This is a genomic window from Streptosporangium lutulentum (genome assembly GCF_030811455.1).
In the GTDB taxonomy this organism is placed as follows: domain Bacteria; phylum Actinomycetota; class Actinomycetes; order Streptosporangiales; family Streptosporangiaceae; genus Streptosporangium; species Streptosporangium lutulentum.
The window spans coordinates 4,849,572-4,862,937 of sequence record NZ_JAUSQU010000001.1; the positions used below are offsets into that span (position 1 = coordinate 4,849,572).

Annotated in this window: 13 protein-coding genes; 6 read left to right on the top strand and 7 right to left on the bottom strand. The window is 68.7% G+C overall.

Annotated features, from left to right (window positions below):
* Positions 1-140 precede the first annotated feature (140 nt).
* Positions 141-905 (top strand): alpha/beta hydrolase, encoded by a 765-nt coding sequence (locus J2853_RS21640; RefSeq protein WP_307560699.1) that lies wholly within the window; start codon positions 141-143, stop codon positions 903-905.
* A gap of 66 nt (positions 906-971) precedes the next feature.
* Positions 972-1,454 (top strand): DMT family transporter, encoded by a 483-nt coding sequence (locus tag J2853_RS21645; RefSeq protein ID WP_307560701.1) that lies wholly within the window; start codon positions 972-974, stop codon positions 1,452-1,454.
* Positions 1,455-1,643: 189 nt separating this feature from the next.
* On the opposite strand, the gene J2853_RS21650 is transcribed toward J2853_RS21645, so the two are convergent.
* The 7 genes from J2853_RS21650 to J2853_RS21680 form a co-directional block, all read right to left on the bottom strand.
* Positions 1,644-2,771 (bottom strand): hypothetical protein, encoded by a 1,128-nt coding sequence (locus tag J2853_RS21650; RefSeq protein WP_307560703.1) that lies wholly within the window; start codon positions 2,769-2,771, stop codon positions 1,644-1,646.
* Positions 2,772-2,859: 88 nt separating this feature from the next.
* Positions 2,860-3,672 (bottom strand): endonuclease/exonuclease/phosphatase family protein, encoded by an 813-nt coding sequence (locus J2853_RS21655; RefSeq protein WP_307560705.1) that lies wholly within the window; start codon positions 3,670-3,672, stop codon positions 2,860-2,862.
* A 187-nt stretch (positions 3,673-3,859) separates the two neighbouring features.
* Positions 3,860-4,804 (bottom strand): ROK family glucokinase, encoded by a 945-nt coding sequence (locus tag J2853_RS21660; RefSeq protein WP_307560706.1) that lies wholly within the window; start codon positions 4,802-4,804, stop codon positions 3,860-3,862.
* Between the two features lie 26 nt (positions 4,805-4,830).
* Entirely contained in the window at positions 4,831-5,571 is a 741-nt protein-coding gene (locus J2853_RS21665; RefSeq protein ID WP_307560708.1) for a hypothetical protein, read from the bottom strand.
* Positions 5,552-6,733 carry an ArsA family ATPase gene (locus J2853_RS21670; protein ID WP_307560710.1) on the bottom strand — a complete coding sequence of 394 codons (1,182 nt, stop codon included), beginning with the start codon at positions 6,731-6,733 and terminating at the stop codon, positions 5,552-5,554. Before J2853_RS21670 ends, J2853_RS21665 begins: the two co-directional genes overlap by 20 nt.
* Positions 6,734-6,800: 67 nt before the next feature.
* On the bottom strand, positions 6,801-7,238 hold the full coding sequence (locus tag J2853_RS21675) for an SRPBCC family protein (protein WP_307560712.1): 438 nt from the start codon (positions 7,236-7,238) through the stop codon (positions 6,801-6,803).
* Between the two features lie 63 nt (positions 7,239-7,301).
* Positions 7,302-8,069, bottom strand: coding sequence for a metallophosphoesterase family protein (locus J2853_RS21680; RefSeq protein ID WP_307560714.1), 768 nt, complete (start codon positions 8,067-8,069; stop codon positions 7,302-7,304).
* 208 nt (positions 8,070-8,277) lie between these two features.
* Here J2853_RS21680 and J2853_RS21685 point away from each other — a divergent pair, with 208 nt between their 5' ends.
* From J2853_RS21685 to J2853_RS21700, 4 genes are all read left to right on the top strand, one after another.
* On the top strand, positions 8,278-10,071 hold the full coding sequence (locus tag J2853_RS21685; RefSeq protein WP_307560716.1) for an AMP-dependent synthetase/ligase: 1,794 nt from the start codon (positions 8,278-8,280) through the stop codon (positions 10,069-10,071).
* Between the two features lie 224 nt (positions 10,072-10,295).
* Positions 10,296-11,594 (top strand): ABC transporter substrate-binding protein, encoded by a 1,299-nt coding sequence (locus J2853_RS21690; protein ID WP_307560718.1) that lies wholly within the window; start codon positions 10,296-10,298, stop codon positions 11,592-11,594.
* On the top strand, positions 11,591-12,466 hold the full coding sequence (locus J2853_RS21695) for a carbohydrate ABC transporter permease (protein WP_307560719.1): 876 nt from the start codon (positions 11,591-11,593) through the stop codon (positions 12,464-12,466). Before J2853_RS21690 ends, J2853_RS21695 begins: the two co-directional genes overlap by 4 nt.
* Positions 12,463-13,359 (top strand): carbohydrate ABC transporter permease, encoded by an 897-nt coding sequence (locus J2853_RS21700; RefSeq protein WP_307560721.1) that lies wholly within the window; start codon positions 12,463-12,465, stop codon positions 13,357-13,359. The genes J2853_RS21695 and J2853_RS21700 overlap by 4 nt, the downstream gene beginning before the upstream one ends.
* Positions 13,360-13,366: the final 7 nt, after the last annotated feature.

The window sequence follows — 13,366 nt, forward strand, 5'->3', positions numbered from 1 at the left end:
CTCCTTCGATTGACAGGTGAGGACCTGGAATTATCCTCCCACCTCACGTCCCGACCACCTACACCCTCAAACCACACAAATCGACCTCTCGCAAAATACCGCCCAGTCGTGCGACGATCGGGCGAACCAAAGGAGCCGCGATGCCAGTGATGCCCGGTGCGGAGCCGTACCACCATGCGGGAGGACCGATCGGGGTTCTGCTCTGCCATGGATTCACCGGGTCGCCGCAGTCGATGCGTCCGTGGGGTGAATACCTGGCGCAGGCGGGCATGACGGTGGCGCTGCCCCGGCTGCCCGGCCACGGCACCACCTGGCAGGAGATGAACCGCACCCGCTGGGAAGACTGGTACGCCGAACTGGACAAGACCTTGGCGGATCTGCGTGGCCGCTGCGCCGAGGTCTTCATCATGGGCCTGTCACTGGGCGGCTGCATGGCGCTGCGGCTGGCCGAGGTCAACGGCGACGGGATCAAGGGGTTGGTGATCGTCAATCCGTCCGTGACCAACGACGTGCCGCTGCTCAGGCTGGCGCCCCTGCTCGGGCTCGCGATCCCGTCCGTACCGGGCGTGATCGGGGACATCAAGAAGGAGGGGGTGACCGAGCTCGGCTACACGCGCACGCCGGTCAAGGCCGCCGCCACCCTCCCTCGGCTGTGGGCGCTGACACGGTCCGAACTCGGGAAGATAACCCAACCCGTTTTGGTTTTCCATAGTCCACAGGATCATGTGGTGAAACCAGCCAGTTTGCGTATTCTGCGTGAGAAGCTGACCGGGGGGAATCTGAATGTGGTGGAGCTCACCGACAGCTACCATGTCGCAACGCTTGACAACGAAGCGGAGCGGATCTTCGTGGGGAGCCTGGAGTTCATCAGGACGAACGCCTCGGTACCCTTGCAGAGAGACTGAGCGTGAGCGGGGGATGCGCGGTCTCCGGGAGAAAGTGACCGGCCGATGGATAACGGGCCCAGCTAAGTGACACCTCAAAGCGATGAGGACGAGGTCTGGCGTCAGATCGTCGCGTCCTTCAACGACACGGCCGAGCGCGACTCGGCCGATCAGCCGTGGCCGGACAGCGAGAATCTGCCCTCCGAACCTCCACGACGAGTGATCAAACAGTCGGACGAGGAGGAGCGCCTCCTGATGGAGGACGACTTCGCCGACCCCGAAACCGACGCGGAGTCAGACTCGGAACAGACCGAGGACGACGAGGGCCACTACGTCCCCCCGCAGCCGCCTCCGCTGCCCAAGACCGACGCCACCGCCAAGATCGCGTGGACGGCCCTGTTCGGCGGTCCCGCCTACCTGCTGCTCAGCGCCGCGTTGAACTGGCATCTGCAGGGCTGGATGCTGTTCACCGCCGTCGCCGCGTTCATCGGCGGTTTCGTGGCGCTGGTGGTCAGGATGGGTGACGGCCCGCCCAGCGACTCCGGCTGGGACGACGGCGCGGTCATCTGACGAGCACGGCCGCCTGACGAGCGGGGCGTCTGACGAGCGGGACCGTCCGGCGGACACGGCCGGCTGTCTGACGGACGAGACCGTCCGAGGGCCGTCCGGCCTGCCGTGATCGTGCGGCGGGCGTGGTCGTGCGGCGGGCGTGGTCGCGAACGCGGCCACGGGTGTCCGGCCTCCGTGGTTCTCCGGCGGCTAGGGCTTGGCCCGCTCCGGCGTGCCGAACCGCTCGATCACCTCGGTGTAGCGGCCGTCCGCGTCCACCACGTGACCCACGGTCCACACGGTGCCGGTGCCCGGCAGGTAGGCCAGGGACTGGAGCCTGATGGTCCGGGAGGCGTCCGTTTCGGGACCGCGCAGCGTCTCGACCTTGTGGCCGTCGTAGCTGAGCACGAACGCCTCCTCCGGCTGCTCCAGATCCACTCCCGAGATCCAGAAGTGCCCCTTGCGGTCGCCGGTCACGCCGTACAGGCGCACGTCGCCACCGGGAGGAGCCACCCGGGACCACTTCTTGCCGTTCCAGGACAGGATCAGCGGGACGATCTTATCGGACCCCTGCGAGACACCGCCGACCGCCAGCGCACGTTTCGGCCCGTCGAAGTAGACGTCACGCAGATAACCGCCGGGGATGTCCGGGATATGAAAGATCTTCCAGCGTCCAGCGGACTGTCTCATGATCAATGGTTTACCGAGAGAGTCACCGACCGCCCACCCGTCGCTCTTGCCGGACAGCGCCACGCCGTACAGCGTGCCCCTGTCCGGCAGTTGGGTGAACTTCCACTTTCCGTCGGCCCCGGTCATGATCAGTGGCTGCTTGTTGCGACTGCCGACGGCGGCCATCCGGCCCGAGACCGCCGCCACCCCGCCCAGCCAGTCACCCACGTGCAACCTGTCGATGGTGATCCTGTCGAAGGACTGCCCGTCGCCTCTGGCCAGGTACGGCAGGCCGTCATGACCCTCGCCGACGGCCCACAGGTCGGTCGGCGAGGCCGCCGCGATCGAACGCAGGAGACCGGCGCCGGTGGGATCGTTGCGAATGCCGACCTCGGTCCAGGCGGTGCCGTCCCAGTGGGTGATCGCGCTGCGGCTCTGCCAGATGTCCCAGACGCTCTGCTGGCCCACCGCCCAGACGCTGGTGGCCGAGACGCCCGCCACGTCGGACAGCGACCCGTCCTTGCTCAGCCCCGCGCTGACCGGAGCCTGCCAGGCTTCCAGCGCTGACGGGCTGACAGGATCGGCGTGAGCAGTGGACGGGTGCGAGGACAACAGGAGCAGGCCTCCCGCGCACAGTGCCAGCGCACGCCGCGGAAGGCGACGGGTCATGCCACAAATGGTACGGGGCGCACTCGCCCCCATGTACCGGCTCCCCTCAGTTGACCCTTCGCCGGCCACTGTGATCCGGCGCGACGGCCTACCGGCTGCCGTAAAATCCACGGTCTTCCCGGCCCACCCGGCCCCCGGCCCACCTGGTCCACCGGGACCGCCGCACGGTCTCCGGATGGACCCGCTCCAGGCGATCGCCGATTCCGGAATGCGGGTGGCTCAGCTCGGCGACCACCGGAAGGTGGTCGGTGGCCGCCACCAGGTCGGCGGGGTCGGCGTCTCCGCCGCCGCAGGAGACCACCGAGAGGCCCGCCACCGCGAAGATCGCATCGATGCGCTTGTGCGGACCCCTGGCGGGGAAGGTGAAGCCGTCGCCGCACGGCGAGACCGGATAGCAGTCGGTCAGCCGCTCGGCGAGATGCCGCCAGGTCGGCTGATCGGACTGTTCGTTGATGTCTCCGGCGAGCACGGGCAGCGCGTCGAACCGATCGGCGACGGCCTGCAGCAGCGTCACCGCCTCACGCGCGTGGTGCAGCCGGGCCGTCTCGTCGAGGTCCAGGTGGATGGAGCCGACGGCCATCCGCTGTCCATCGGCCTCCACCACGGCGATCGCGATCGCGCGCCGTTCCAGGCCGAAGAAGCACCTCAGCAGGCGGCCCTCGCCGTGCAGGAGCCGCACCCCCGGGCCGACCAGCACGGCGACTCCGCCACCGCGCCGCCCCGCCGCCACGGCCAGCCCCCCGGAGGAGGCCAGCAGCCCGCGTTTACGGCGCCAGCACAAGAACCGGGGGGCCTCCTGCACGCAGAGCACGTCGGCGCGGAGCCCGGTGATCACCCGCCCCAGCGCGGCGGTGTCGTCACGCATGGAACGCACGTTGTAGCTGGCGACTCTGATCACCACGGCTACCTCACTTCGCGAAGCGTGACGCGAGCGTAACCGCACAGCGCCCCGCACGCCATCATCCGCACATAAATCGCATATGAGCACATCGGACGCGGCAAACTTCGGGGTGCCCGAAGCAAAAAAGCTTTTGATCAGCCCCTGGGGTCAGACCCGAGATCAACGTCTTCGGGATGGGGATTCGAGGTCAGCGTCTCCTCGCGAGGTCGGCGGCGCCGACCACACCCGCCGACGCGCCGAGCTCGGCCAGACGGATCTCGGCCAGTGGCCGATGCCCCCTGCCCGTCAGGTAGCCGGCGAAGAACTCGCGGGTCTGATCGAGCCAGAGATCCGCGGCACGGGAGACGCCGCCGCCGAGGATGAAACAGCCCGGATCGAGGATCGCGGCGAGGTCGGCCATGCCCCGGCCGAGCCACTGGGCGAGCAAGGAGAACGCCTCCAGCGCCGCCGGGTCACCCTGTCGGGCGGCCTCGGTGACCTCCTGTCCCTCGATGAGCTCGGGCGCACCGCCGGCGATCTTCAGCAGCTTGTCGGCCCGTTCCGGGGTGGCCTGGGCGATCTCCCTGGCGTCGATCACCAGGGCGCTGCCGCTGGCGTACTGCTCCCAGCAGCCCAGGTTGCCGCACCCGCACTGACGCCCCTGCGGGACCACCTGCATGTGGCCGAGTTCGGCGCCCATGCCCCAGCGCCCCCGGTAGAGGGAGCCGTCAAGCACGATGCCGCCGCCGATGCCGGTGCCGACGGTCACGCACACCACGTGGGTCTCGCCGCGCCCGGCGCCGAACCTGGCCTCGCCCCACGCCATCGCGTTGGCGTCGTTCTCCACCACGACGGGCAGCCCGACGAGGTCGGACACCTTCTTCTGCAGCGGTTCCTCGCGCCAGGCGAGGTTGGGGGCGAAGCGCACGACGGAGCGGGTCTCGTCGACGAACCCGGCGGCGCCCAGGCCCACGGCCTCGATCTCCCGGTCCTTCGCGAGCTCCAGGACCACGTCACCGATCGTGTTGGCGACCTGCTCCGGGTTCTCCGCCGGGGTGGGCCGTAGAAGGTGCTCGACGATATTGCCGTCCTCGTCCACGACTCCCGCCGCGACCTTGGTACCGCCGATGTCAACGCCGATGGTCAGCGCCATTGTGTATCCGCCCTCTCCCCCTGGGCTCACCCCAGGTCGATGTGCTCCACGGGGGTTTCTTCCTGCCCGCGCTCCCGCGCCCGCTGTGTGGGCGAGGGCTTGTTCAACCCGTCGACGGCCGACTTGAACGCGGCGAACAGCTCGGTACCGGCCTGCATGAGGTGATCGGTGACCGCGCCCCCCGACTCGCGCTGCGCGGCCATCGCGCGGCAGACGGGGCAGGCCCGGCAGATGTACTCCTCATGCTCGGAGACCGCTTCCTCCCACACGTCCTGGCTTTTGCCGCGTCCGCCGCCGCCGGAGAACGCTCCGCCGAATCCGCTCATCGTTCCCTTGATCAGATTCTTGCGCAGCTCCCTGGCGGCTTTCTGCTGGAACGTCTCGAAAAGCTTGAACGCCTCTTCGGTCGCGGCACTCAGCGGATCCCTGTCGTTCCTGTCCCGCTCGGACCGCTCGTCCCGCCCGGACCGCTCGGACCGTTCGGACCGCTCGTCTCGCCCGGACCGTTCGGACCGCTCGGTCCGTTCGTCTCTTCCGGGCCGTTCAACACGCTCGGACCGCTCAGACCGCTCAACGCGCTCGGACCGCTCAGGCCGTTCAACGCGCTCGGACCGCTCAACGGGCTCAGGCCGCTCAACGGGCTCGGACCGCTCGTCCCGCCGCGTCGGCCGCGCCTCGCCGGCGGCCTCGGCGGCCTTCGCCTTCCGCGCCGGTCCGGCCTTCTTGGCCTTCTGGTTCTGCTGGGCGTCATTCGTGTTCTCTGTCATCAGGCCCTCCCGACTCGAACCGTACCCGGAGAAACCCGTCTCGGAGCGCGGCTTCCCGCACGGACCTGCGAGCCAGGGCCGCGGGCAGGGCCAGGACCCGGCGGTAGGAACCCACGTTGACGATCAGTTCGTCGCCCTTGCGGGACAGATCCACCTCGCCCTTCCCGGCGAGCGGCAGGGCCAGGATCAGCTCCCCCTCGGGAGTGATCCGCAGCGGCGGGTCCACCGTCGGCGGGGCGAAGGGGTCCGTCTCCCCGTACATGACCTCGGCGACGCCGGCGAGGGCGTCGGGGCCGACGGGCTCGGCGTCCAGGTAGGGCACGACGTGGATGGGCAGCGGGGCGAAGGACTGCTCCACCTCGGCCAGATGCCTGGACTGGGCCTCCACCCATCTCTGCCGCCACGGGTCGGCGCCCCCGGCCGGGAAGACCCGGTTGGCGATCACCGCGTCGACGCGGTAGCCGTACAGGCTGAGAGAGGTGAGCGTACGGCGGGCCTCGGCCAGCACGACGGCCTCGGGGGTGAGCACCAGCCGGACGCTCGCGCCGGGCCCGGTGAGGAGCTCCCGCACCTCCATCAGGCTCCGATGGAGCCGCTCCCCCGCACCGACCACGTGTTCCTGCGGCATGCTGACCTGCGCGAACCGGCGGACCAGCGGGGAGACGGCGCGAAGGAGCCGCCTGCCGACCGGCAGCAGCCGGTTCATGTGCCAGTCGAGGGCCTCGGGCAGGGCGAGCAGGCGGAGCGTCTCGGCGGTGGGCGCGCAGTCGATGACGATCACCTCCCAGCGCCCGGTACGGGCCTGCTCGCGCAACTCCAGCAGGGCGATGATCTCCTCGGCGCCGGGCAGCACCGTGATCTCCTCGGCGGTGACCTCGTCCAGGCCCAGCTCCGCGAGGACGCCCCTGGCGTAGTCGCGCAGTTCACCCCACTGGCGCTCCAGCGCCTTCTGGGTGTCCACCTGGTAGAGGGAGAGACCGGGCGCGACCTCGGTGGGCTCGTCGGCGACGCTCACACCGAGCGCGTCGGCCAGCGAGTGCGCGGTGTCGGTGGAGACCACCAGTGTCTTGAGCCCGGACCTGGCCGCGAGGGTGGCCGTCGCCGCCGCGGCGGTCGTCTTGCCGACGCCGCCCTTACCGGTGAACAACAGGACCCTGCTCACGCGACCTCCTCCGGAGACGGCCGGGGGCCTGCCCCCGCGGGGGCTCCGGCCGGCTCTCCCTGCCCTCTCATGCCGTCTCGACGCGCTTCTTCAGTCCCTTCAGGGCGGTGTCGATGATGACCTTCTCCGCCTTCCGCTTGATCATGCCGATCATGGGAACCTTGAGATCGACGGCGAGTTCGTACGTCACCTCGGTACCGCTGCCCACGTCGGCCAGGCGGTAACTTCCGGTGAGCTGCGAGACCATCTTCCCCGGCTCGACGACGCTCCAGTCGACGGCGTCCTCGTCTCGCCAGGTGTAGCCGAGGGTGTACTCGTCACTGATCACGCCCGCGTCCAGGACGAACCTGACCGTCGCCGGGCGGCCGTCCTCCCCGGTGGAGAGGACGCGCGCGGACTTCACCTGGCCCGCCCACTCGGGGTAGGAGCCGAAGTCGGCGATCACCGTCATGATGGTCGATCGGCCCGCGCCGATCGTGATGCTGGAGGTCGTGCGATCAGCCATGGGCTTACCGTACTGGTTCGCCGTTTCCCCGCGAACCTCTGACGCACCGGTCGATCCTCCGTCTCACCACTCGAGCGCGAAGGGAACTCCCTTGCTGCGGAAATGGCCCACGTTGAGACATTCGGTCCTGCCGATGCGGGTACGGCTCGCGAGCGGCTGGTGCACGTGACCGAACAGGGCGTAGCGCGGCTGGGTCCGCCTGATCAACTCCAGCGTGGCCTCGCTCCCCCGCTCGAAGCGCCGGGCGACCACGTCGTAGAGCAGTTCGGGGACGGCGGGCGGGATGTGGCAGCAGAGCACGTCCACCTCGCCCACGGCCTCGACCTTGCGGGCGAACTCCTCGTCGTCGATCTCGTTCGGCGTCCGGTACTGCGTGCGCAGCCCGCCGCCGACGAAACCGAACCGGAGGCCGCCGATCTCCGCGGTCTCCCCGTCGAGCACGTGATGGCCCCGCCTGACGTATTCGGGCCAGTAGCGGGGGACGTCCACGTTGCCGTGGGTGATGTAGGCGGGGGTGGGCATCGCGGCGAAGATCTCACCGTACTGCCGCCGGACGGAACGCTCGATGTGGTCGCGCGGATCGCCGTCCAGCGACGCCCAGAGCGCGGCGGACATCGCCCGCGCCTCGTCGAACCGCTTGGCCGTGCGCAGCGCGATGAACTCCGCCGTCCTCTCCACCCCGAACAGCTCGGGGAAGATGCCCTGGGAGTAGTCGTGGTAGTCGACGAACAGGATCAGGTCGCCCAGGCAGATCAGTGCGTCCGCGCCGTCACCCGCACGAGCCAGGGCGTCGGCCCTTCCGTGCACATCGCTTACGACATGAACCCGCATGCCGGACATCCTAACTATTCACCCATCAGCGTACGGAGAGCAGGCCGAACGCGGTGACGAGCGATGGGTGCGTCGCCCCGCGAGGCCCCCACCGGCTTGGTACGGTGGAATTTGCCCTCGTAACGCCTGGATGACGGATCTGCTCGCACGTCACGTATCGCGGTAGCTTCCAGGCAGCCCATTGATCCGTGCGTCTTCAGGAGTGACCGTGCGCGAGTACAGCGTCCCCGTACTGGTGGATGTCCCCCCCTCCGCCAACCTGACCGACACGGTGTTCCAGCGCGCCGATGAGGAGCCGGGCGTCGTCGCCCTGCGCCGTAAGACCGGCGAAGACTGGACCGCCGTCACCGCGAAGGAGTTTCGCGACCAGGTCGCCGCAGTGGCCAAGGGGTTGATCGCGGCGGGCGTCGAGCCCGGCGACCGGGTGGCCCTGATGTCACGCACCCGCTACGAGTGGACCGTGATCGACTACGCGATCTGGTCCGCCGGCGCGGTCGGCGTGCCGATCTACGAGACCTCCTCCGCCGACCAGGTCAAGTGGATCATCTCCGACAGCGGCGCGAAGGCCGTCTTCGTCGAACTGGAGTCGCACGAGGAGACCGTGCGCGAGAGCGCGTCCGAGCTTCCCGAGCTCAAGAACGTCTGGCGCGTCGAGGGCGGCGCCCTGGACGAGCTGACCGCGAGCGGCTCCGGGGTGCCCGACGAGACGCTGGCCGAGCGCAGGACCGCTCGCGGCGGCCCGGACCTGGCCACCATCGTCTACACCTCCGGCACCACCGGCAGGCCCAAGGGTTGCCGCCTGACCCACGACAACCTGCTGTTCACCGCCAGGAACGTGGCGACGGGCCCGCTGGAGCCCCTCTTCGTCGTGGAGAACAGGGCGGCGCTGCTGTTCCTCCCGCTCGCGCACTCCTTCGCCCGCATCATCGAGGTCGTGCTGATCGAGACCGGCACGATCCTCGCGCACACGCCGAACATGAAGAACGTGGGCCCCGACCTGCAGGGGTTCAAGCCCACGTTCCTGCTGGGCGTGCCCCGGGTGTTCGAGAAGGTCTACAACTCCGCCGAGCAGAAGGCCACCGCCGACGGCAAGGGCAAGATCTTCCACGCCGCCGCCGACACCGCCGTCGCCTGGAGCCGGGCGCAGTCGGCGGGCGGCGCCGGGCTGGGCCTGCGGCTCAAGCACACCCTGTTCGACAAGCTCGTGTACGGCAAGCTCCGCGCCGCCACCGGCGGCAGCCTCTGGGGCGCGGTGTCCGGCGGCTCCGCCCTGGGCGAGCGGCTCGGCCACTTCTTCCGCGGCGTGGGCATCGAGGTCTTCGAGGGCTGGGGCCTGACCGAGACCTCGGCGCCGTCCACGGTCAACCTGCCGGGGGCCAACAAGATCGGCACGGTCGGCAAGCCGTTCCCCGGCGTCACGATCGGCATCGGCGAGGACGGCGAGGTGCTGGTCAAGGGCCGCCACCTCTTCGACGGCTACTGGAACAACGCCGAGGCCACCGCCGAGGCGATCGACACCGGCGGCTGGTTCCACACCGGCGACGTCGGCGAGCTCGACCAGGACGGCTACCTGCGCATCACCGGCCGCAAGAAGGAGCTCATCGTCACCGGCGCGGGCAAGAACGTCGCCCCGGGTCCGATGGAGGACCACATCCGCGCCCACCCGCTGGTCAGCCAGGCGCTGGTGGTCGGCGACGACAGACCGTTCATCGCGGCGCTCGTCACGCTCGACCCCGAGGCCCTGGAGCAGTGGAAGGCGGCCAACGGCAGGGCGGGGGCCACCCTCGCCGAGCTCAGCACCGACCCGGCCGTCCTCGCCGAGGTGCAAAAGGCGGTGGACAACGCCAACCGGTTCGTCTCCAAGGCCGAGCAGATCAAGAAGTTCTCGGTGCTCGACATCGACATCACCGAGGAGAGCGGGCACCTGACCCCGACCCTCAAGGTCAAGCGCAACATCGTGATGCGCGACTTCGCCAAGCAGGTCGACGCCCTGTACGGCTGACGCCACCCGGATGGGCCGCGGAGACCCCGGTGGTCGCCGCGGCCTTTCGCGTTCCCGGCCACGCCGGTGAGGCGACGTCGTGCGGGCGTTCTCCGGCCTTTGCGCAAAGCATCATAAATCAACAGTGATGCGAAAGTTCATTGACAAGTCCGCATATTCGATCTTCTATGTGATGAAACATGAGGGTTTTCGGGGGAACATGAGCACTTCGGTCAGGAGAAGCCATGACCCACCCACTGTCGATGTCTCGCCGGACCATGCTTCAGAACGCACTGCTCGGAGCCGCCGCGTTCGGCGTTCCGGCCATCCTGGCCGGCTGTTCCAACCCCGCTGACCAGGGTGCCCCCGGCGCAGGCGGAACCGCGGCCCGGGGCACGGTGTCCATCGGCTCGAACGCCTCCGACGAGGTTCCCAAGAAGTCGCTGCAGACCGTCCTGCAGGCGTTCACCCAGGCGGACGTGAAGATCAACACGGTTGACCACAACACGTTCCAGGAGAACATCAACCGCTACCTCCAGGGCGCGCCGGACGACGTGTTCACCTGGTTCGCCGGTTACCGGATGCGGTTCTTCGCCGAGCAGGGGCTCGCGACGGACATCTCCGACGTCTGGCAGGAGATCGGCGCCGACTACACCCCCGCCTTCAAACAGGCCGCGACGGGGTCGGACGGCAAGCAGTACTTCGTGCCGTTCACCTACTACCCCTGGGCCGTCTTCTATCGCAAGAGCGTGTGGGAGGAGAAGGGCTACGAGGTGCCCGAGACCCTCGACGAGTTCACCGCCCTGGCCGGGAGGATGAAGTCCGACGGGCTGATCCCGATCGCCTTCGCCGACAAGGACGGCTGGCCGGCGATGGGCACCTTCGACATCGTCAACCTGCGGGTCAACGGCTACGACTTCCACATCTCGCTCATGGCGGGCAAGGAGTCGTGGACCGACCCCAGGGTCAGACAGGTCTTCGACACCTGGCGCGGGCTCCTGGAGCACCACCAGCCGGGCGCCAACGGGCGCACCTGGCAGGAGGCCGCCCAGTCGCTGCAGCAGAAGAAGACGGGGATGTACCTGCTGGGCATGTTCGTCGCCCAGCAGTTCCCCGGGAGCGACCTCGACGACCTCGACTTCTTCGCCTTCCCCTCGATCAACCCGCAGTTCGGCCAGGAATCGGTGGAGGCGCCGATCGACGGTTACATGATCTCGGCGAAGGCCAAGAACGTGGACGGGGCCAAACAGCTCCTCAAGCACCTCGCCTCCGCCGCGTCGCAGGACGTGGCGACCAAGCTCGACCCCGGCACGCTCGCCGCCAGTTCCAAGGCCGACACGAGCGGCTACAGCGCGCTGCAGAAGCGCGGCGCCGAGCTCGTCTCCCAGGCCACGCACATCTCCCAGTTCCTCGACCGCGACACCCGTCCCGACTTCGCCTCGACCGTCATGATCCCCGCCCTGCAGCGGTTCATCGGCGAGCCGGACGACATCGACGCCCTGCTGAAGGACATCGAGGCGCAGAAAGCCAACATCTTCCGGTGACGCGCCTGCGAGCCCGTCGCCACTCCACACGCGACGTGATCGTCCTGACCGTCGGGCTGGGCATCGCGATCACCGTCAACGTGGCCTTCATCTGGGGACCCACGCTGGCCTCGGTCGCGCTGTCCGGCACCGACTGGAACGGCATCTCCGAGCTCCGCTGGGTCGGCGGCGAGAACTACCACGACCTCGCCACCTCCTACCCGCCGTTCTGGACCGCCGTCCGCAACAACGTGCTCTGGCTGGCCTTCCTCGGCCTGGTCGCCACGCCGTTCGGACTGTTCTGCGCGGTGCTGCTCGACCGGCGCATCCGGTTCTCCCGGATCTACCAGGGCGCGCTCTACATGCCGGTGGTGCTCTCGCTGGCGGTGGTCGGCTTCATCGCGCAGCTCGTCTACTCCCAGGACTACGGCGTGCTCAACGCGGTGACCGGGATGGGCACCGACTGGCTGGGCGATCCGTCGGTCAACATCTGGGTCGTCATGGTCGCGGCGGCCTGGCGGCACGTCGGCTACGTGATGATCATCTATCTCGCGGGCCTCAAGGCGGTAGACCCCGCGCTGAAGGAGGCCGCCGCGATCGACGGCGCCAGCGAGACGCAGGCGTTCTTCCGGGTGGTGTTCCCCACGCTCCGCCCGATCAACGTCATCGTCCTCGTCATCACGGTCATCGAGGCGTTGCGCGCGTTCGACATCGTCTACGCCATCAACAAGGGCAGGAACGGCCTGGAGCTGCTGTCGGTGCTCGTCACCGAGAACATCGTCGGCGAGGCCAGCCGGATCGGCTTCGGCTCGGCGATCGCGGTCGTCCTGCTGGTGATCTCCATGGGGTTCATCGTCGTCTACCTGACGCAGCTCTTCAGGGAGGAGCGTTGACACCGGCCACCGGCGCCCCCGCCCCGGCCCTCCCGGCCCGCCGGGTCAGGCCGCTGCGGATCCTGCTCCACGTCTTCCTGGGACTGGTGGCGCTGGGCTGGTTCGTCCCGCTGGCGCTCGCCCTCTACGCCTCGCTCCGGCCCTACCAGGAGACGGCCAGGCTCGGCTACCTCTCCCTGCCGGAGACGCTCACGCTCGACTACTACAGCGAGGCGTGGACCCAGGCCGAACTGCCCAAGTACTACCTCAACACGCTCGTCATCGTGGTCCCGGGCGTGATCCTGACCCTGCTGCTCGCCTCGTTCACCGCGTTCGTCATCGCCCGGCTGCGCATCCCCGGCCGCCGTGTCCTGCTGATCGTCTTCACCGCGGGCAACCTGCTTCCGCCCCAGGTGCTGATCACTCCGCTCTACACGCTCTACACGATGATCCCGCTGCCCTGGTGGCTGTCGGACTCGCTGTCCCTCTACGACTCCTATCTCGGGCTGATCCTCATCCACGTGGCGTTCCAGTTCGGCTTCTGCGTGTTCGTGCTCGCCAACTTCATGCGCACGATCCCCGAGTCGATCACCGAGGCCGCCCTGGTGGACGGGGCCGGCGTGTGGCGGCGCTACTGGCAGCTCACCCTGCCGCTGTGCCGTCCGGCCCTGGCCGCGCTGGGCACGCTCCAGTTCACCTGGATGTACAACGACTTCCTCTGGGCGCTGGTGCTGATGTCCTCCGGCGACAAGCTCCCCGTGACCAGCGCGCTGAACAACCTCCGCGGCCAGTTCTTCACCGACTACAACCTGCTCGCCGCCGGGTCGGTGCTCGTCGCGCTCCCCACGCTCATCGTCTTCCAGCTCCTCCACAAGCACTTCATCGCCGGTCTCACCCTGGGCTCCACCAAGTGACCAGCGC